This is a genomic window from Paenibacillus lutrae (genome assembly GCF_009757775.1).
Classification (GTDB): domain Bacteria; phylum Bacillota; class Bacilli; order Paenibacillales; family NBRC-103111; genus Paenibacillus_F; species Paenibacillus_F lutrae.
This window is the reverse complement of record NZ_RHLK01000018.1, coordinates 45,148-65,782: the sequence shown is the minus strand read 5'-3', so window position 1 is coordinate 65,782 and position 20,635 is coordinate 45,148. Positions and strand designations below refer to the sequence as shown.

Annotated in this window: 22 protein-coding genes; 20 read left to right on the top strand and 2 right to left on the bottom strand. The window is 40.1% G+C overall.

From position 1 onward, the window contains the following. Positions 1-9: 9 nt before the first annotated feature. Both EDM21_RS21940 and EDM21_RS21935 read left to right on the top strand, forming a co-directional pair. Positions 10-192: a hypothetical protein gene (locus EDM21_RS21940; protein WP_157338573.1), complete on the top strand. Its 183-nt coding sequence runs from the start codon at positions 10-12 to the stop codon at positions 190-192. Continuing rightward, the gene (locus EDM21_RS21935; protein ID WP_157338572.1) at positions 182-820 is read left to right on the top strand and encodes a Fic/DOC family protein; all 639 of its coding nucleotides are present in this window, start codon (positions 182-184) and stop codon (positions 818-820) included. Before EDM21_RS21940 ends, EDM21_RS21935 begins: the two co-directional genes overlap by 11 nt. A gap of 33 nt (positions 821-853) precedes the next feature. Here EDM21_RS21935 and EDM21_RS21930 read toward each other — a convergent pair whose 3' ends face one another. Beyond that, positions 854-1,729, bottom strand: coding sequence for a hypothetical protein (locus tag EDM21_RS21930; RefSeq protein ID WP_157338571.1), 876 nt, complete (start codon positions 1,727-1,729; stop codon positions 854-856). Positions 1,730-2,129: 400 nt separating this feature from the next. Between EDM21_RS21930 and EDM21_RS21925 the strand changes: the two genes are divergently transcribed. From EDM21_RS21925 to EDM21_RS21885, 9 genes are all read left to right on the top strand, one after another. Continuing rightward, positions 2,130-2,585, top strand: coding sequence for a hypothetical protein (locus tag EDM21_RS21925; RefSeq protein WP_157338570.1), 456 nt, complete (start codon positions 2,130-2,132; stop codon positions 2,583-2,585). Positions 2,586-2,726: 141 nt separating this feature from the next. Continuing rightward, positions 2,727-3,848 carry a CHC2 zinc finger domain-containing protein gene (locus EDM21_RS21920; protein WP_166542128.1) on the top strand — a complete coding sequence of 374 codons (1,122 nt, stop codon included), beginning with the start codon at positions 2,727-2,729 and terminating at the stop codon, positions 3,846-3,848. A 69-nt stretch (positions 3,849-3,917) separates the two neighbouring features. Further along, positions 3,918-4,199, top strand: coding sequence for a helix-turn-helix domain-containing protein (locus EDM21_RS21915; RefSeq protein WP_157338568.1), 282 nt, complete (start codon positions 3,918-3,920; stop codon positions 4,197-4,199). 4 nt (positions 4,200-4,203) lie between these two features. Further along, positions 4,204-5,424 carry a ParM/StbA family protein gene (locus EDM21_RS21910; protein WP_157338567.1) on the top strand — a complete coding sequence of 407 codons (1,221 nt, stop codon included), beginning with the start codon at positions 4,204-4,206 and terminating at the stop codon, positions 5,422-5,424. A 32-nt stretch (positions 5,425-5,456) separates the two neighbouring features. Beyond that, positions 5,457-5,867, top strand: a complete 411-nt coding sequence (locus tag EDM21_RS21905; RefSeq protein WP_157338566.1) for a hypothetical protein — start codon at positions 5,457-5,459, stop codon at positions 5,865-5,867. A 1,365-nt stretch (positions 5,868-7,232) separates the two neighbouring features. Then, positions 7,233-7,637: a hypothetical protein gene (locus tag EDM21_RS21900; RefSeq protein ID WP_157338565.1), complete on the top strand. Its 405-nt coding sequence runs from the start codon at positions 7,233-7,235 to the stop codon at positions 7,635-7,637. Beyond that, the gene (locus tag EDM21_RS21895) at positions 7,634-8,359 is read left to right on the top strand and encodes a hypothetical protein (RefSeq protein ID WP_157338564.1); all 726 of its coding nucleotides are present in this window, start codon (positions 7,634-7,636) and stop codon (positions 8,357-8,359) included. Before EDM21_RS21900 ends, EDM21_RS21895 begins: the two co-directional genes overlap by 4 nt. Positions 8,360-8,523: 164 nt before the next feature. Then, the gene (locus EDM21_RS21890; RefSeq protein ID WP_157338563.1) at positions 8,524-10,671 is read left to right on the top strand and encodes a VirD4-like conjugal transfer protein, CD1115 family; all 2,148 of its coding nucleotides are present in this window, start codon (positions 8,524-8,526) and stop codon (positions 10,669-10,671) included. Positions 10,672-10,718: 47 nt separating this feature from the next. Then, positions 10,719-12,155 (top strand): hypothetical protein, encoded by a 1,437-nt coding sequence (locus EDM21_RS21885; protein ID WP_157338562.1) that lies wholly within the window; start codon positions 10,719-10,721, stop codon positions 12,153-12,155. A 119-nt stretch (positions 12,156-12,274) separates the two neighbouring features. Here EDM21_RS21885 and EDM21_RS21880 read toward each other — a convergent pair whose 3' ends face one another. Beyond that, positions 12,275-12,523 (bottom strand): hypothetical protein, encoded by a 249-nt coding sequence (locus tag EDM21_RS21880; RefSeq protein ID WP_157338561.1) that lies wholly within the window; start codon positions 12,521-12,523, stop codon positions 12,275-12,277. 217 nt (positions 12,524-12,740) lie between these two features. On the opposite strand from EDM21_RS21880, the gene EDM21_RS21875 reads away from it, so the two are divergent. The 9 genes from EDM21_RS21875 (at position 12,741) to EDM21_RS21830 (ending at position 20,594) form a co-directional block, all read left to right on the top strand. Beyond that, the gene (locus EDM21_RS21875) at positions 12,741-13,994 is read left to right on the top strand and encodes a P-loop NTPase family protein (RefSeq protein ID WP_157338560.1); all 1,254 of its coding nucleotides are present in this window, start codon (positions 12,741-12,743) and stop codon (positions 13,992-13,994) included. Further along, a complete protein-coding gene (locus EDM21_RS21870) occupies positions 13,984-14,730 on the top strand; it encodes a CpaB family protein (RefSeq protein ID WP_157338559.1) in 747 nt (248 codons plus the stop codon). Before EDM21_RS21875 ends, EDM21_RS21870 begins: the two co-directional genes overlap by 11 nt. A gap of 11 nt (positions 14,731-14,741) precedes the next feature. Next, positions 14,742-15,809, top strand: coding sequence for a P-loop NTPase family protein (locus tag EDM21_RS21865; RefSeq protein ID WP_157338558.1), 1,068 nt, complete (start codon positions 14,742-14,744; stop codon positions 15,807-15,809). Beyond that, entirely contained in the window at positions 15,809-17,245 is a 1,437-nt protein-coding gene (locus EDM21_RS21860; protein ID WP_157338557.1) for a P-loop NTPase family protein, read from the top strand. The genes EDM21_RS21865 and EDM21_RS21860 overlap by 1 nt, the downstream gene beginning before the upstream one ends. Positions 17,246-17,255: 10 nt before the next feature. Further along, positions 17,256-18,302, top strand: coding sequence for a hypothetical protein (locus tag EDM21_RS21855; RefSeq protein WP_157338556.1), 1,047 nt, complete (start codon positions 17,256-17,258; stop codon positions 18,300-18,302). 10 nt (positions 18,303-18,312) lie between these two features. Next, the gene (locus tag EDM21_RS21850; protein WP_157338555.1) at positions 18,313-19,164 is read left to right on the top strand and encodes a hypothetical protein; all 852 of its coding nucleotides are present in this window, start codon (positions 18,313-18,315) and stop codon (positions 19,162-19,164) included. A 181-nt stretch (positions 19,165-19,345) separates the two neighbouring features. Continuing rightward, positions 19,346-19,546 carry a hypothetical protein gene (locus EDM21_RS21840; RefSeq protein ID WP_157338553.1) on the top strand — a complete coding sequence of 67 codons (201 nt, stop codon included), beginning with the start codon at positions 19,346-19,348 and terminating at the stop codon, positions 19,544-19,546. Between the two features lie 160 nt (positions 19,547-19,706). Further along, positions 19,707-20,084 carry a hypothetical protein gene (locus EDM21_RS21835; protein ID WP_157338552.1) on the top strand — a complete coding sequence of 126 codons (378 nt, stop codon included), beginning with the start codon at positions 19,707-19,709 and terminating at the stop codon, positions 20,082-20,084. Between the two features lie 12 nt (positions 20,085-20,096). Beyond that, positions 20,097-20,594 (top strand): hypothetical protein, encoded by a 498-nt coding sequence (locus EDM21_RS21830; protein WP_157338551.1) that lies wholly within the window; start codon positions 20,097-20,099, stop codon positions 20,592-20,594. Positions 20,595-20,635: the final 41 nt, after the last annotated feature.

Here is a 20,635-nt window from a genome sequence, read left to right as displayed (position 1 = left end):
GCGATCAACTTGAGGAAATTGAATTCGAATGATGCTTCTGTGGCATTAAAAAATGCTGAAGCATCCCTTGCAATCGAAGATGAAGGCTTAGCTGCTAATGAGCGTGATCTAATTATGCGGCAACTGACTGGCGAGATTTCGTTGGGAGAATTTTTAAAACAAGCCAGAGAACTTTCAAGAAATGGAATCTAAAACGTCTGCATTCGTTTATCCTGGTACGAACGTCCTTATCAACAAGCCAGGAATTCGTAACCAGGATGAATTAACTCGATTTGAAAATATCGTGACTACGGCAAGAAATGCGAGGCTGTATCTTCAGCCTATTCATGGCCATTTTGACCTTGACCATTTGAGGAAAATACATAAATACCTTTTTCAGGATGTATACCCCTTTGCTGGGCGGATCCGTACCGATAATATCGCAAAGGGCACCTTCTCTTTTGCCTCATGTCAATACATCGAGCCATCGGCTAAGGATTTATTCAAGCATCTAAAAAACGAGAATTATTTAGTCAGCACTGATTGCCATACATTTTCCGAACGTGCAGCCCACTATATGGCCGAGGTTAATGTGCTTCATCCGTTTCGCGAGGGCAATGGACGGACACAACGTGAATTCATTCGTTGTTTAGCATTGAATGCCGGTTATGAGCTGAATTGGGATCATGTACCCCCAAAGGTGGCCTTTCAGGCATCTGTTCAGTCTGTAGTTGACACAGGGCCTTTAAAAGACGTGATTTTGAATGCGTTAATAAACCGAATTCCGGAAAAGAAATTCACGCAGCTATTTCATGAACAGGCTTCTGATCGTGAACGATGATAAAAAGGTAGGACCCAAAGGGTCCTACCTTTTTTACTTGGTAAATAAGCGCTGAAATATGTTTTTCTTTTTTGTGATCCGTTGGCTTTTGACGAATTGGCTCATCGCTTGAAAATATGCCTCGGGATCCTTTCGTCTAAGCTCCGAAAGTTTTTCCTTTTGAAGCTCAATATCTTGACTTTGAATGCTTGCCTGTAGCTCTAGAATTTCGTGTAAAATATCCATTTTACTGTTTTGCTTTTCATGTTCTCTTTTCTGCAGCTGAAACTCTTCGGTCAACTTATCCAGCTGCCTGTTCTTCTCTGCCAACTCTTCTTTAATTGCTGCAAGGTCATCTTCGGTTGGTCCAGGTAAAGCCGGTGGTGAAACGGACTGTACTATCTCGGCGAACTTCTGACTGTTCAATGCCCATTCACCATTTTCATTCATCGTAAAAAGCCCAGTACTTAAAATACCTTTTAACGCTTGCTCTGTGAGCTCTTGATTTGCTGCTTTCTGGTCATTTTCTGTAACTAATGTTGCTTTAATTCCTACAAGCTCTTGGATCTTTTCAATTTTTAAATTTTCGTATTTTCTAAGCCACAGTATCATCCGTAAACGAAAGATACTCTGATAGCCTAAACTAAAATTTCGCTTACTTGGCCCTGATCGTTCTGCTTTTACATATTCATTTGTTTCAGTTTGCCAGTGGCGCATAGTTGATTTGTTACATAAGTATTCATCGCTTTCTGGATCAGAACAATACCAACTCTCAAATTCTCCTGTGGTGTATTCTTTGATATCACTTAGATTCGCCATATAATGATCGATAATTTCATGCTTTGGATATTTTTCAGAAAGTAAGCGATACAACGGATCACTAGCAAACTCTAATTCGATCTGAGCGCCCATATTTGCTGCGATTGTCAAAATTCCGACCTCCTTTACTTATATAACATCAGTATAACGCATTTACACGTCTATCAATAGAATATTTATTAATATTTGCTATCATTAAATATCATTTGTTATTACAAGGTAATAAATGATGGTTATCAAGAGTTGACGAAAAAATTTGATAGCAATCATGGTTATTCGAATTGTTTGATAACGGCTGATAACTTATCAAAGATTAACAAAAATACTTGATACATTTATATTGTATTGTATTATATTGTATCGTATAATATTCATTAGAGATTGTTAATCATTGTTTAACAAAGATAAACATTTTGTTGTAATTTTTATGTTAACAAAGTTTATCTTTGATTAACAATGAAAATCATTGATATTCAAAGTTTATCATTTTATGATAGGAGGTAATTTTAAGATGAATTTTTTTTCAACTGAAATGAGAATATTTGAACAAAAGCTTCGTGATTTACTCGCTATTGGGGATGGTGATCTAAGAGCTCTACAGAACTATTCGCACCAGGTAGAAGAGGATGTAAGAAGAATGCTCGAATACTTTTATGGCAAAGAAGAGGATCCGACGTTATCGGATCTTGTAGATGGAGTTGAGTGGTACTTTGAAAGAACTGCGAAGAAATATTATGCGACCAGCCCCATTTGTTCACTCGTACACCTTCTTCGTCTCGGCTATAGGGCTGATAAGTTACACAATTTAATCACTCTTCACGAAGCTGCAGAAATTGAAGGGAAAGGATATAACGCAGTATACTCTGATATCAGGAAAGGACTTCGTACTGGTTATTTAATCTTTGGAATGAACTTCGTTGATCGATCAGAATCCATGGAACGCCAACGGAAAAACAAAGATAAATAAAAAGAGAGGCCGCAATAGCGGCCTCAATCCGACAGAGAACCAATCAAAGGAATTGGTTTCGTTATTAGTATAGCGGAATGAACTGAGCCTCACAATAAAGTTTCTCTTAATTTGACTTCCAAATGTCAGAGGTGTTTGATTTTGCCATATTTTAAACCCGAAGTTGTGGATACAATTTTAGACCAAGCAAACGTGGAGAGTGTCTTAGCGTCCCTGGGTTACCAGCTGATCGGTAAGGGTTTGCGGAATAAAGGGACGGTATGCCCATCGTGCGGGCGTGATGCAACTCATTGTAAGATCAACGTAGAAAAAAAGAGTTTTATCTGTAATAGCCCAACATGCGGGTTCAAAGGGAATCTTTTTCATTTCCTAATGATGGCCAAGGGCGTTAATTTTCCGGAGTCTGTTGCGTATGTGGCCAAACTCATGAATATTGATACGTCTGATAATTGTTGGGAAGAAGTACAGCGCCGCGGTAAAATATTCGCGGATGCAGCCCAATTTTGCTTTAATAATCGCAGTGCAGCCATTGATTATTTCTATAAACGCGGCATTAGAGAAAATACGTTAAAGAAAGCCGGAGTTGGATTTATCGAGGGTGGCCGCAGCCTAGTAGACTATTTAAAAGAAAAGGGCTATGAGCAGGCAGAATTACTTGAAAACCGACTGGCATACCTTGCGCCTAACGGATCTGTCTTAAATGGGATGTATAATCAAGTTGTCATTCCTATTATTGATTCCAAACGAAAGATTATCGATTTGTACGGGAGGAATCTATCAGATCGACATCAAAAGCATTTTTATTGCCTTGGAACGAGAAAAATATTAGGCGCTCACTTGCTCAAAAGGGGTTGTAAGGTTCGTTTAGTAGAAGGACCAGGTGATTACCTTGCTTGCTATGAAATGTACTTAAATGGCTTCACAGACAGCATTCCCTTTTGTTGTGGGAAAGCCGAGCTATTTGAGTACCAACTGAACGAATTGAAAAGCTTTAATGTATCACATATCGAAATTATGTTTGACGGTGATAAAGCCGGCCGTAATGGTGCATTGCAAGCAGGGGAATTAATAGCCAAACAAGCGAAAATCCCCACCACGGTAGCTGTTCTACCCGATGAAGAGGATCCGCTATCACTCTATGCCAAATATAAAGCTATCCCTCACCAGGAGTATGTGACCTACGATGAATACAAGTGGCTCGCGGTGCTGAATGAAATTCCAAAAGATTTTCTGCGAACTTACTTGAACAGGGAAGGCGAATAATGTATAACATAATATACTATATGATATAATACATTATTATATCGTTTTTCTGAAAAGGGGGGGCGCAGTTTGGGATTCACATATGATGAACCGACCTTGAATTATTTAATCGAAGGGTTGGAGAAAGTCCATTTTGACACGTTGAAAGACATCCTCAACAATGAGAATCAGCGAATTTCTTACAAAGATCTTCGCCTGAAGGTATCTCAACTTGTACTGGACAAGACCTTACACCGTCTTCTGGGCGCACGTTTTGTTGATATCGAGAAAGATGCGGTTGACTCAAGAGTTAATTATTACTTCGTAACAGAAAACGGGAAAAACGCGCTACAAATTCATGAGAGGGGCTAATATAATGGCTGCTGAAAAAGCTATTCACTTGGAAATTGGAAATGATATCGGAAACTCCGCACACAAAATAGTCATTAATGGGGAACCAGCTCGCGTACAACCAGCATGTTTCGTAAAAGTGAGCAAAGCATTGTTTGACGATGAGGTTACCGAAGAAAGTGTTATTAAGGATATTTGGAATCAACTATGTGTAAGTATCAATAGCGTGGCTGCTGAGAATGCAATGTACGTTATAGGCCGTAAGGCTATAGATAGTGGACGGCCGTTAATTAATCTTGAAGTTGGTCTCGATAAGAAATCGACTCATGATTTACCGGTAGTAAACACTTTGGCTAACATAGCAGCTTACGTAATTGAGACAAACCAAAAAGACGGAATTCTAGCCAAAGATTCGTTTAATGTCACGGTGGATATGGGAACTGCTATTCCAGTGACGCAGTTCACCGATGAAGCAGCTAGACTTTTGGAAAAACGATTCATGGAAGGTAAACATCGAGTTACAGTTTACTTGGGTAGCAGAAAACAAGTATTCATTGAAATCACATTTGCTTTCACAAGATGCACGAAAGAAGGAACTCCCCCAACGTTTGCCATTCAATACGATAAAAACGGAGCGATCCGGAATGATAGCATTTTCGAACGAATCAATAAATTACGTGAAACAAAGGATTTGCCACCGATCGACGGCAGTCATTTTCAAAACAAACGAATCCTTCACCTTGATATTGGGGATGGAACAAGCGAACTACCTATAACGGAAGGCAACAAACCAATTTTTGTGCATGGGATCAATCATGGTGTTGGACATGCACTAGAGGAAGCTCTCTTTCAGTTTAATGTTTCTATTAACATCCCTGATAGCCCACGTCAGTATCTAAGTGATGTTATCAAAAATAAGAGTCACAAATATCATGCAAGAGCTCTGTCGGCTGTAAAAACACCACTTGATCAAGAAATCCCGCATTTTGTCAAAGGGGTTAACGATCAAATTAAAAAAGCTAGAGGCGAGATCGACGTACTAATGATTTATGGGGGTGGTTCCATTCTTTCCTACCCGGAATTAGAGGAAAGACTGCAACCTATCTGCGAGGAAAGAGAAATGGAGCTGTTCTACGTACCGGCAGAATATGCCGTAGACATGAACGCTGACGGACTCTACATCTTTGTGAAGTCTCCAATTTTTCAGAACTTAAAGAAGAAATACTTAGAAACGGTTGCCTCCTAATAAAGAATTAATTTAACAAGGGAGGGACGTGCATGGGAAAGCGCAAAGAAATAGTCGCTGGCCAGATGCTAGGGATCCGAACAAGCAATCAGGAAGACTCGATCGTTATTGATTGGTACAACAATCAAGGGAATTTATCTGATGCTATTCGGTACTTGGTGGAACAAGAAATCCGGCAACATGGATTACGCAACCTTCAAAATTTCATTCCAAGCAAACGGCCGCCAATCGTCCCCGGAAACCCGAGCGAAGCCGTTTCATTTGTTCAGGCAATTATTCAACCAACTAGTAGTGTTCAAAAGATTGAGGAACCTGAAAAAATAGAATCAGCTTTAAAAGTTTCGCCGTTACAGATAGCACCTCAACCAACAAAAAGTGAAGAGAAAATTGAAGACAGCTTACAACCATTTGCTGGTATAGACGGTGATACCGAAGGTTGGTAAGAAAGGGATCTCGATCTTAGATCGGGATCTTTTTATTTGTGATAAAGGTTGAGAAAGCTGCCGGACCGGTTAGGAAGCGAATTGCAGGAGGACGGGACAGAAACAATTGCTGTGTGTGCGTGGCGGCGAGCTGGGCTGCTGTGGTCAGGGATCGATCCAGAAGCTTTTGGCCAGCGAAAGGTAGAACTGCAGGAACCGCGATGAAACCGGGTGCCGGCGAGCGTAGCCTAGCAGGGTTCGGGGGAAACGAGTGCTGGCAGACGCAGACTGGCCGTCCGAATGGAGATTGATCCGGAAACCTGGCTGGCAAAGGAAGAACTGCAGGAGCCGCGGGAAACCGTGTGCCGGCGAGCGCAGTCTAGCCGTCCGGATAGGGTCGATCTGCAGCCTGGCTGTGCGGTTGATGAAACGATAGATGATGATACAGAAGGTTGGTAAAAAAGTATTCTCGGTCTTATGATCGGGATCTTTTTTATTTGTGATAGAAGTTTAATTGAGCCGGCTCGGTTAGGATACTTCCCGAACAATCTGGAGTATTAACCTCAGATTCGAACTGTAAGAGGCGAGAGAAGTGGGTTCTCGCGTGAGCGATGACCAACTGCAGCAATATCGGTAATCGGAACGGGTGTCAGCGGGCGGTGCCCGGCCGTCCATATGCGGATCGATCTGGAAATTTGTTCATCGTTAGGAAACTGAAGGAGTTGCGTGAGAACCGCATGCCGGGATACGCATTCATGGCCGAAGTTCAATCTAATATGAAATTTAGGTCAGCGAGTTATCTGTAGGCAATCCACCTGCCGTTATGAACGGCCTTGTCGGAATGTTCGGAACTATCGAGAGTTAAGCGTTTAGCTGAAGGAGTTGTGAACCCAGGGGCAATTGAAAAGTTGCAGGTTTTGTATGCTAAACATTGTTAATCTTTGATAATCATTGAATAACAAAGATAAACAATTAACTGATTGATGCTAAGATGAATATTACTCAGTGGAACAACCATGTCTTGTTTGTTTGTGATAGAAAAGTGAGGGTATTCATCGGAATTCGTTGTGAGTGTGGTTTCGCAAAGGCCCGCCGAATGATGGGTATAGAATAAAAGTAACGTAGCCGAAGCGAAGGATCGAGGGGCGTTAGCCCCAAGATCCTTTTAACCCACCTAGTCCGATTTATCGGATTAGGATGGGATAGCAGGATAAAGAGTGATGTAAATCATCACTCAAGAGTGCTTCGCACTCGGGTTTATATGATGTAATTTAATTTATGTTTTTTGTAAATATATTAAATTCTCTTTCATCAATAATATTTTAATAGAGTAATTAGTCCTATTATGGTAAAATGAGGATAGATTAAAATAAGGAGATGGACCTATTGCCTAAAACGAAAAAGACACACAAGAGTACGATCCAAATCCGAGATGATTTATATAAAAAGTTATCCGAAGAAGCCGATTTAAAGGATAAGTTCATTGGCCAGTATGCTGAAGAAATATTAAGCAATCATTTTGCAGCGGAAAATGTGGACATTGTAATGGTCCGTGCAGATGCAGCAATATCAGAGCGATTAAAGAAATTTGAAGATAGATTAGCTGCTATGTGGGGAAAGCAAGGGATGGATGTAGCGATGATTTTGATGACAACTATGACACTACTTTCACGCGAAGTTAATCGAACCAAGAGCCCAGATCAATCCGATGTTGATATTGAAGTATTACTTAAAATGATGAGACCAATGGCAGCTAAACACTTCACTGGTAAGAGGGATATTCCAGAGTGATCGCTTTTGCTAAAGTACGATATGTAACAACATTAAATCGTGCTGGAAAGAGTGATAGAGCGAATGGACAAAAGCATGGAAGTGTTGAGGGACATCTAAAATATATTGGGTTCCGCAGCACAGAGCTGAGTAAGAATGGGGCCGGCTTTTTTAGTCCAGAAACAGATTCTGCAGATTGGAAAGCTTACTTCAAACGTATCAAGGAACATCCGGCATTACAGCATAGTAAGTCAGTCAAAGTACATCAAGCTATATTGTCTCTGAGAGGACATGAGTATAGGCAATATCTAGAGAAGACCGGTAAGGATTTTAAACATATTACTCGGAAAGTAATGGCCGAGCTGGAGGCCCGTAAAGGCGTAAAGCTGGATTGGATTGCAGCTTTTCATGAAAAAGGGAAAAATCCACATGTACATATTTCTATTAAAGCGGTTGGTGATGCTCTTCCAGGCCAGCGTTCACCTCGAATCAAATTAGAGCAAGAAGATATTGATTTTATAAAGGAGTCGATGAGCAGAGAAGTAGAGCCACACTTGGATAATGAGAATATCAAGGAGCGTGACTATGCTTCTAGTTATAGCGGCGCATTAAAATATCTTGCTAATGCGATCAATAGTTTTGGTTATGAGTTGGAAAAAATGAGAAATCAATATGAAAATGAAGATGAATTTTTGAAGAAAAGAAAATCTAAAATTAAGAAGAAGACTGATAGGGGGAGATAGGAATTTGATCCAATGGGTAAAAAACATTCCACTACGTTACAAGATATTTGCGTTTGTTGGCTTGTTCGTCATTTTCTTTGTATATGATTTGATCTACCCTAACGCCGGCTCTGACTGTGATTGTAAAATCAAGTCTCCGATTCAATCAGTAAAGGAGAAATAGCATGTCAAAACATCGTTGGATACAACTTGGAGCTTTTTTAAGTTTCGAATTTGCAATTGGCGCACAACTTGCCGGCATGATCCGCAGCGTTAGATATGGTGATACTAAGCTCAGCGATCTACTAAATGATCCAATGATAGGATTATCGTTGGATCACTATAAAGATACGTTCCAGGTAGATCCTCTGAACGCTCTCCTTTACGGCCTCATGGGCTGGACAGCTCTCAGTGGAATTAAGTATGCCCTGTCGGGGCGTATAAGCGTTCAAGAAAATTATGAGGAAGCACCTGAGTTTGGTTCCGGAGGAACTGCAAGATGGATGACTAAGGAAGAAATTAAGGATATGTATTATCAGTCCCAAAGCGGAATACCATTGGGATCAATCGAACCGGGACCTAAAGACAAAAAAGGTACTCGATTTATACCCTTCAAGAAAGAAGGGAAATATGCAACTCTCTCGCCTGAAGAGGGGAAAAATGAGAATGTCTTTATATTAGGTCCTTCCGGCAGTAATAAAACTGTTTCTATTGTTCTGCCAATGATAACGAAGGCGATGATGCTTGGTGAATCTATTGTAGTGACTGATTTAAAAGGTGAGCTGCATGATATGACACGTAAGGATCTGGAGAAAAATGGATACCGGGTTTTTGTCCTTGATTTCATTAAGAGAATGCGTGGAAATCATTGGAATGCAATTATGTCTCTTCATGCTGATGAAGAAGACGATATTCGAAAGACAGCTAACGCATTCGTTCAGGGTTCAAAAGTTGCAAAGGGAAAATCGGGAAGTAGTGATCCTCTTTGGGAAGAAGCAGAGGAAAATATTTTAGCTGCTCTTATGGGGTATGTGTTGCAATTATATCCAAAAGAAGAACATACATTTGAAAATGTCATTAAAGTTCTTCATTCTCTTAAAGACGCTGAGTTGAGTGAGGATTTATTTGAAATGAACGGTGTAACGGGGGCCCCTCTTTCTTGGTACAATGATTTTCTGTTAACTGCAGATTCGGATAAAATGCGGGCAAGCATCATTGGGAGCCTAGCAACCAATCTCAGTAAGCTTGCTTCAAAGGGATTAAAGGCTATGATCTCCAAGAATGATTTTGCTTTTGAGGACTTAGCTAAGCAGAAGACAGCTATTTTTATCATGATACCACCTAACGATAAAACATTTGCCTCTTTTATAACCGTGTTCTGGCAGCAAATGTTTGACAAACTTTATAATTTCGCATTTGAACACAGCGGATCTTTACCTACAAAAGTACGATGTATTCTTGAGGAAAAGGCTAACATCGGAAAGATAGGTACATTGAAAGAGGTTCTTTCGACATCGCGTAGCTTGGGACTCAAAATAAATATTGTTTACCAAGATATTAATCAACCTAAAGATCAATATGGTGAAGGTTGGGAGACATTGGCTGGAAACTGCGATACCTGGATAGTACTGGGTTGCAATGATAATACTTCAGCTGACTATTTGTCAAAGAAAATTGGTAAAACTACAGTCAAAGTACAGAATACCTCACATTCTAAAGATGGGGACCAGCTACTTGAAAAAAAATCCTCTACGGAAAGTTATTCATATCAACAGAGAGAACTCCTTACTCCAGATGAGGTTCAGCGCTTTGGCAAAGACAGGCTCATTGTATTACCTAATGGAATGAATCCTGTATTCCTTTACAAAATACAATACCAGCATTGGAAATATCGTTTTTGTGATTCATCCCCGTATTTTGATCTCCCTTTATTAAACGGTCTGAGAGAACAAGTAAATAACGATCATTCTTCCATCCCTTTCAATGAGGAAGTGAAGACTGAGATGCCGATCCTTGTGAGTGAACAGGAGACAGAAACAGAAGGGAACATAATGGGGAAAATCCTTGCTGCAGCTCGTGAAGATCAACTTAATCCTGACGCTTATGAAGAGGATGAAGTTTTCATTGTGGATGATACCAATGTTGCCCATGAGAAAATTCCTGAAGAACCGATTCTCATCCAGTTTGATGAAGAAAGCATGAAAACCGAGGAGACGAATAAGGTAGATGCTATTATGTTGGATACAGAGATCAAGGACAGTTCTGTAGATTCTGACAAGGAGGTGAAAACAGAAAACGATATCAGCTGGGATGAACTATTAGGAAAGAAATAGAGAGAGAAAAATCCGACAAATAACCAATCAAAGGAGCTGCTTCATTCATGCAAATCAACTTAAACGAACAAGCATATCAAGGTATCGCAAAACTGTTACGTGATATCCAAATCGGTAAAGCCCCTAAACACGTCCAACGTATAGCTGAAGATAACTTGAAACAGTTAAGAGATTTACGAGGGGGACAACCGGTCAGCAACGGGATCACGCTGAAAGCGGAGGACTCACTGCGTTTGGCGACTGTATTAGATAAGGTTGCCAACCAAGATATCAGCAGGCTTACAAGTAGAGAGGCTGGAAATGTACTTCGGCACTTAGAAAATCATCGTGTGCATGAATCGCCTAATTGGGAAATGAAAGAGCTTAAAGAAATCGGTTGGGATGAGATCCATGCCGATGTTATAAAAATCGGTATGAACGAAATGGATGTCCAGGCTATTGATAAAGTTCTTGGAGATCTTGCTGAAGGTAAGGAAGACGAAAATACGAAAAGCATTTCAAACATGGCCAGTACTTTGTTTAAGAACTATCATGCGAACGGTAACGATGCTAATCATGTAATGAAAATGAGCCCCGAGCTTTTTAAATCCGTTACTCGCATTTTGGATCATAAAGGGCCGGTAACAGACGAGCTGCGACAGCAATCCAGCAGCTTACTCAAAGAAATGGGTATTGAAAAAATTCTTCACAAAAGAGACCGGGAAACCTCCGATATCGTTGAAAAACTGATAAAGTACCTGGCTGAAATGCTTGTCAAACTGAAAGAATTTGTCATTGGCCAAGACCGTCAGCATCCTGAGTTGCAGCAGCCGGCTAAAGAGCAGAATGCAGCTTATAACCAATACCATAGCAGGTTGCTGGAGAGTGTTGGACAAGAGGTTGAAAATCGTCTGACGCCTAATCTGAAGGCCCAAGTGAATGAGCTGCAAGCAGATCCGGAACCTGAGAATAATATTGCTTATATGAATCAATTCAAAGAGCAGCTTGGAGAATACCAGCTGAGCCCATCAGCCATAGAGAATTTTGCTAAAGGGGCAACCACGGCTTATGTAATGGATGAAGAAATGAGTTTTGGTGAAAAAAGGAACCTGATCGGGGCTACATCCCGAGGAAGCTTTGAGCTGGTCCAAGAGATCCAAAAGGAGCGAATTGCCGATTCTTCCAAACAGTCGTTAAAAGATGTCCTTTTTAAAGAAATCGGTGATAAAATACCAGGTAAATTTCCTTCAGATCAAGAACTAAACAGCACGGTTTCGGATTTCAGAATTAAAGGTGATACTCTTTGGTATAAAAATGAGCACGATTTTAAAGCAATCAAACTCTATGATGGTCCTTACACACCTGAAGAGCGTGACTCTACTATGCAGAGAGCTTTATACGATGAGGATAAGCTGGAGAAGCAAGGAGCTAAGGATGAGATTCAACGCTTTGTTAAAGCAGAGTCCAAAGTCATAGAACGCAGCGAGTTATCAATCGCTGATTAAAAAATCTTCATCCTTCTAAACGCAGAAAGGAATACTTTTCTGGGTGTCATAACTTTGAGGTTAAAGGTAATGCTGCCTAAACTTTGAACCAAGTAAAAAGAGTCCGCTAGGACTCTTTTTTATGTCTGATTATCTTTTATGTAAGGAATCAAGTGAGTTTGGTAATAAGAGGGAAGATGTTCCTTTAACCAAAAAACAAATATTTTGGTAACGTAATCATTTTTTTGCATGCGTTCAATTGCTGCTAGAGCATGAATCCCAGGCATCACAGCATTATGTAGATAAAAATTCCCTGACGATCGTTCTTTAGACATTGTTTCATTCAATTTATTAACGAGCAAATTAATTTCTTCATTATCAGCTAGCAACTAATACACCTCCTTTTAAATAGGTCTTATTTCCTATGTGTAAAATCAAAGATGTTTTACTAATGATGCGCTTTTTTACCTATTAAAACACAAAAATACTCCATTTAAAAGGGTTTCTACATATATTAAATACCTGATTTCATATATTTCCCTTTATTTATGATTGTATCATGGTATAATTGTCATAGGCAATAAGTCCTGTAGGGAGTGTTCGCAATTGTTACGAATAGCGATTTTTTCAAAGAGTGAGAAGGAGCGTTTTTTAGACCGATTACCGGTTGATATTGAGGTTGTCTTCTACGGTTCTACAAGTGATCATTTCGCCCAATTCATAACCGGTGTAGAGTATGAGCTTGATTATTTTATTGTTGATGACGATTTTGAAGATTTCGCCGAGATATCTGAGCAATTAGGGGATTCTCTAATACCCTTTTCCGGTAATTATTCTGAGATAAGGGCATTTTTAGGTCCTAAATTGCTTGGATTACAAGATAAGGACGCATTTTCCAAACCAAAAATTAAAATTGCTCCGCAAATCATTACTAAAGAAACGCTAATTACTGAAACTGTCTACCATACAAAAAAAGTAATGAGCCCGACTACAGTTAGTATGGACCGCAAGCTAATTTTGGTTGGGAGCTGTGATCGATCGGCTGGGGCAAGTTTTGTAGTAAGAAATCTTGCGGCAGCAGTAGCGAGTACCGGCAATCTTACTGCACTTATTGAGTTGCCGATTAACCAGCCCTATCATTTTGATCGATCTTTAATAACTCCTGGCATATTAGAAGATATGACAGAGCAAGAGGAAGAAGATTTTCATCAATCTTTTGTAAATATTCCTTACATTATTAAAGAAGGAGGCATGCTGACGAAAGAGCCGTTATATAAGGAAGGCATTCAGTATTACATCCCTCATCCAGACATTAAGATTAAAGGCTGGAATAAGGACCATACGAGGAAACTCATTTCAGCCGCACGGAAGGCTGTTTTAACGATTATAGATGTCGGTACACATTGGAAGAACCCGGCTGTGAATGAATTGTATTATGAAGCCGATGAGCTAATCCTGGTACAGTCCAGTGAGCCGGCAAGGCTTGAAAGAATGTTTAATCCCAATTATCAGCCAAGTCGTTTGTACAATTATCTTCTTGGAATCAAGAAACCCGTACACATGATTTTTAACCAATACTATGAACATCCACCAAAAGACTTTTTGCGAAAAACGTTTGATGCTGATGCTATTAAGGAACATAGTTTCTTACCCCAAGTCGAACGCGAAATTATGAGCAGTGCTGCTTTTTATGGAACAGCAGAAGTTGAGGAACATGAAGAATTAAAGGTAGCTTTACATCAAATTATGAACGGTTGGTTTCCAGATATAAAAATGGATGAACCAGATAAAAAGATTAGTATGGCAGCGAAAATTAGCTCATTCTTTAGAAGGAAACGGGAGGCTCAGCATGAAGATTAAAAAAAACTATATTGTGGCAGGATCCGTATTGGTTATGGGTGTCACACTCTTGCTAGGCTATGATCTCTACGCAAAACCATTCATTTTTTCCAAATCAGTCGTAAAAGTAAAAACATCTACTGATTATCTGGCCAAGAATTATACCTTAACTGAAGCAGATGTCTATTTAGATAAGGTATCTCGTGAGGATGTCCCAAAAGCAGCATTGACTAATCTTGAAGACGCGATCGGAAAGAAGGCAAATGTAAACATCACCAATGGGGTAATCTTGACCGGCTATCTCGTAGATACCGATTTAATCGAGCCCGGCGAAAATGAGGGTATTTTTGCGATTTCAAAAGATTCAATTTATGCCATCAATGGGAGTTTGCGTGCAAAGGATAAAGTGAATGTATATGTTGTAAAGTCCAAAGACAACAAGAAAATGAAGGTAACTGGCGAAGTTACTGCAACGCAAAGTACATCTACTACAACAAAAGCAGAAGTAAAGATCGATGCGGAAATGGTGGATCTTGAAAGTTTAGGGAAACCAATCATAGAAAAAGCACCTGTCAATTTCGTGAGAACAGAAGATAACAATGATGTCACGGATTCGGACAAGGGAAACAACAATAAGCGTATGACATCGACAGGACGTGTTTCTTCACCAGAGTTGAAATTAACAAATGAGCAGGGACAGGCACTTCTTACTGAAATCGAAAATGGAAATAAATTTTGGATAGTTCGTGTGGAATAGGGGGGGGACCAGTGAAAGTTTATTGTATAGGAATCGATCAGCTTACCGTTAGTGCATTAAAAGATGCTGGTTATAGTGCGATCGTACAAACTACTTATCCAGATAGAGACCAGAGGTCCGGAAATGTTGTAATTTTGACTAGTGAATTTCTTTCACTCGAAAATATCGATGATATTGATGTTACAGACTGCACCGTCTTGTACCAGTACAAGGAAAAAGGAGTCCGGGGTTACCAACATGTAGAAACCATTTGTCTGAGTAAAGGGATACATTTTATTTCTCCCCGCGCTACTGCTTCGACCATTACGGACAAAATCAAGTTCATTTTCCAAGACGAACATGTTTCAGTTGGTAACATTATTGGTTTTTTTGGAAGTGCCCCAGGAGTCGGTACAACTACACTAGCAGCCACGACAGCGCGGAGTCTTGCCCATAAAGGACTAAACGTCATTATGCTCGGCCTTAACCTTTACGATCCAGGATACAATCAACAGCCAACGGTTAGCCTGGATCTTTGGCGCCCAAGGCTTACAGGGAAGGTCTTGCAAGACTCAGACTTTCAAGCGCTTATAAAAATCGAGAATTTCCATTATCTACCTGGTAGTTTCGATTTTTTAGATGCTCAAGATTATCAGGAGGAAGAGATTGAATACTTGCTGCAGGAAGCAAGTAAAAAAGCAGATATAATCGTAGCTGATTTTGGAGCCATTCCTGAAAGTGCTGCCTGGTATGTAGGGATGCAAAAGGCAAATACACGTATATTTGTTACCCAGCCAAATCATATTCACCGAATGGAACAAATTATGGGCGTGGTTTCTCATTTGGATCTCTCACCAATCGAATTTCTGACCATCATGAACTTTTCAACCATACCGAGTTCATTTACACCTAAAGCATTTGCAAGTCAGATCGGTACGCATCTGCTTATGGAGATTCCAAAGATCGATTACTTTACACAGCTGCCCATCCCTCTTGGGAAAAAGGATCAGCTTGACTATGACAAGCAAACCAATAATTTACTATCAGGTCTTGGAATCAAAATCAATGAAGAAAGTAAAAAGAAAGGGATGTTATTTTGATGTTTAATCAGCCTCCCTTTTCCTTAAAAGCAAGAATACAAAAAAACCAAAGTTACTCCAATACTAATTTTTATGATTACATCCGAGTCATGAGAGAAGACATGACACGCAACTTAGAAAGACAAGATTCGGCCTATCTAAAATTAAATAGTAATGCTCTGCTCGGAGATCCGGTTTCTGTTTCCTACTTCATGAATGAAATTGAAAAGTACCAACGTACGAAACTATATTCCGGTGAACTACCCGAAGTTTACCAAAACCGTACTGAGGCTATCTATCAGGAGTGGAAAGGATATGGACCCGCGTATAAATGGTTTTCAGACCGATCTTATAGTAACTCTAGCGGTCTACAAATTATTGGCCAGCAGATCTTCATTAAAACCAAAGGCAGCTACAAGTTGTTCCCTCACCCGATGTCATCATTAGAACGCGTTGAGCAGCTGCAACGGCAAATATTGAGGAATGCACCAAGAATCCACGTTGATGCAGAGCATCCATCTGCTGAGCTGAATATGAACGATCCCCTGTGGCCAGGTCGCTTTATCCGGGTTGCGGTATGGGTGCCACCTAGAGTTTGGGAGGGTTTTACGACCATCACAATGAGACGGCAAATCGTTGAATATTTATCTCTTGAAGACCAGGAAGGAACAGGAGCAATTCCATCAGAAGCTATATCTGCTCTGAAACACCTTATTAATACATATCGGAATACAATCGTAGCCGGCCAGGTAGACTCCGGTAAATCAACGTTTGCGAATACCATCGTAGGTGAGCAGTTGGAATCAGCACGGCAATCCACTGGGGTTATTATGATTGAAAAACATCCGGAATCTATCCTGCCCTACATAGTTAAAGGACATCGAATTATTCCCATTATCGCGCAGAATGAAGAATTGATGAACGTAGGGATCGACTCTCTGCGGCATGACCCGAACATCATTTTCATGACGGAAATGCGCTATCACGAGTGGGAATTCTACAACTATTCAGGGGAAAAAGGCCATGATGGTCTTATCGGTACGTACCATACGACAGATCCGGAAGACATCCCTTATCAGGGCGCATTTGCTGTCTACACGAGGCAAGGTGGAAGTCTTAAAGGTCATCTGATCTCAACGCTGAAAGCTTGTCAACTGGTCTTTGTAATGGAGCCGATGAAGGGCGGTGCCAAAAAGCTCACAAAGGTTTCTGAGATCTATTACGATCCAGTGAAAGAGAGCGTCTATGCGAACGATCTTATGCGCTGGGACAAAGATCAGAGCTCGTGGGCATACAATGATCAGTTCATGTCGGCCGATCTACTTGAAAAAATGGACCGAAAAAACAGCGAGGCTACTAAAGGGCTTTTAAGCGAGTTAACCCGGCTTGCGAGTATTCGGAGAATCCAGAACCCAATAAAAGAAAGCATGAAGGCTAAAATGGCCTTAAAAGAATAGGGGTGTTATCTTGATTATTGTTCTGAATTTCATTATCAGATCCGCCCTTCATATGATAGTGCTTTATGGATTGTGGCTATTGATCAGTCCGGTGATTGAGCCCGCAATAAGACAAACAGGTAAAGCATTTGATAACCAAGTTAGGCTCAGAATGCGAAAGATTGAAATTCAAGCAACTCGTAGGAAAAAAAGCCGTTTTTATCAACACATTGACGATCTTCTATACATTGTCAAAAGAGATTACGAACCTGGAATAAGTTTTATCAAGTTTGTTGTCCAAACTCTTATCGTATTTATTTCAATTTTTGGTGTGAGCCTGTTAAGCATTGGTGAAGTCCCTAATAAAGTTACTTTTAATAATCCTTTTCAAGGCGGCGTTACGATCGATACATCATCCGATAAATTAATTGTTATCTTTCCGTTGGTTTTAGCCCTTTGTTTATCTGTCGTGCCATATTTGTTTCTACGTTATAGGTATGAAAAGCGCGTTATAAAAGGTAGCTATGATCTTCTAGATGTAGTAAAGGTTCTTTCTAAACACACCAATTTCCAGATTGATGTAGCTCTAACCTATACAGCCAATTTACTACCCGCTGAAAATGTACTGAAGCGTCCTATAGAACTGCTCAGTAACGCGTTTGCCAATTACGCTAACGAAAAGGAGCTTCAGCAAGAAGTACACCGTTTCAGCCGAACTGTGGGAACAACTTTCGCAGCAAATTTAGCTTCAGATCTCTTATATCTGGAAAGGGAAGGCGGGAGCTTTTTAAGGGAATCTCTTCTATTTTTGAACGATGCAATGGAGCAACAACGCTCCGTCATTATGCAGGTGAAATCTGGGATACGTGACGCAATAGCACTTGGAAGTTATGGAAATATTCTTGTACTGGGAATTATGAGTGCATCAATGGCATTTCTCCTGAAACCTAATGTTTATATCCAACTTCAATTCCAGACAAAGGTCGGCTTATCTTTTATTACAACGATATTCTTAGGGATCTTTATTTCATTTGTGATAAGTACGATCTTGTCCAGGCCGAAATTAGACTACCATTAGGAGCTTATATATGGAAACCATTTCATTAATTACTGCTTTAACCGGCTTGGTTTACCTGGTAATCCTGATCGCCGTTTCGGATGATCCTCTTAAAGCGAAACTCCGATTTAGGCAACGGTTTGATCCCAATAAGTTAGTCAACACACTTCATGATGAACGACTTCAGCAGCTGTTAGAAGACGCAGGGTGGAAAATCCCTTCTAAGATCTTCAATATGCTTCGGTATGGTGTTCCTATCCTATTTTTATTTTTGACGTACATCTCTAACTACGTACGGTTGGAAGAGATAACGATAGGACCTGTCATATATGCACTTGTTGCGTTGCTCTTAACTAGCCCATCAAGATACTTACCGAGTGGTTGGCTGCTTAAAAAATTACATGAGAGGCGGATGATAAGAAAAGACGGTGAACTTATTTCTTTTCTTCGGTTATACGAGAACAATCGTATGAAAAAATCTGCTCATGTCCAGTTTTGGGCCTTTTGTAATCAAGTATCTAGTCATTTTCAGTATCTTGAAAAGGAAATTTTGATTTTGGGACAAAGAACGAATGAAGAAAGCCTTGAAAATGGGTTAACCTGGCTCGTTCAACAATTCCCAGAGGATCACCTTTTCATTTCCGATGTACGAACGATTATTTTAACAACTGAGGGTCTGGATAGCGAAAGTGCCGTACATTTTCTGAAGGAACAAGGGAAGATCATTACCAAAATTTCAAGCGATCAATATTTAAGGAGGTGGGGGTTTATAGGGGATATTGCAAATGTTTTTAATGCCTTACCGTCAGCTTTAACCTTTTTGATGATGATAGTACTCATCATGCTTTACGTAAACATAATTCGTACCAACCTTACTTGGTAAAGAAGGTTTAAAAATGAAATTCGGACGAGGGCAAGAAGGCTATGCATATGCATTTTGGATTTGTATCGGGATCATTGTAATTGTTACAGCATCATTAATTTTATGGCCCATTATCAGTGGAATTATCGATTCAGTGGAATTTAAAAAACCGAGTATTTTATAAAAGGAGAGAGGTACATACATGAAGGACAAGACGATGGCTTATTTAGTTTGGCTCGCATTAGGTTTAGTTGCATTAGGTTTGGGGATCACAAAATTATGGCCCATATTCCAGGGGGCATTAAATGATACTAATCTGAAAAAACCAACAATCCCAACGTCGTTCATTCAGCAGGAAATCGATATTGAAAAAACTTCGCTTGGCCAGTCTTTCACGGTATGAAGGATAAGACAATGGCAATCACCATGTGGTTTGCGGTTGGTTTATTAGCAGCAAGTATTCTTACCACGACTGCGGTCGCAATATTTACTTACACACAGGACGGTATCATAACCGTATCAAAAAAATCTGAGAACTATTAATCTGAAAGGAGATTGCTCAGGTGAAAGATACCACCCTTCGGGCCTTGTATCTGTGGCTGGCTTTAATCATCATAGCGCAACCGCTGATAAGCTATAAAGATTATTTACTCGAAATGTTGGTGAAAGAAAATACCGCCTATATTACGGAAAAGGCTGCGCCCGAAGGGATGGTAACACCTTCTCTTCGGCAAGAATTAATTACTAATTTGACCAAGGTTGGATTCACTCATAGTCAGATATCTATTACTTATTCAAACGCTGTGGCTAATCGCAAACAAAGACTGGATGTCACTGTGAAAGCTGATCGTCCTCCAATGTTTTTATATAATTTTTCATCGCTGGAACAACCCAAATATTATTACGCCCACAGTTACACGATGTCGGAATACCTTGATTAGGGGAATGGGCCTATGGATTTTATAATAAAGGTAGCATTTGCCTTGATCATTTTCATTATGACCTGGCTATTTCAGGAACAAAATCAACAGTGGGATCTGCAGCGGAATTTTATGAAGGGAGCCGTTAATAGCGCAGTGCATGATGCTGCCCTTGAAATCGATGATATCGAAAAGAGCAAAGGTCGTCTCATCATACAAGATGCAATTGCCTGGTCTACCTTCACAAAATCTCTTCAAGACAACCTTGGTTTAGATGCTTCCCTTAACCCCAGAGCCGGCAGTCATATGCGGCATCCGGTGAAAATTATCTACTATGAAAAGATCGATGAAGATGATGTTTCATTTCCTTATCTGTACGACAATCCCACATACAAAATATCTAAATATTTGAGTGGTCCAGCAATTGTGGCCGTCATTGAAACACCGCATCCTGTAATGATTAATCGACCTGTTGTTCCAGAACCGATGAGGATTCCAGCCATCTATGAATACAAACCGAACAAAATATAAAAAATATAATACCGTATTGTATAATATAATATTATATTGTA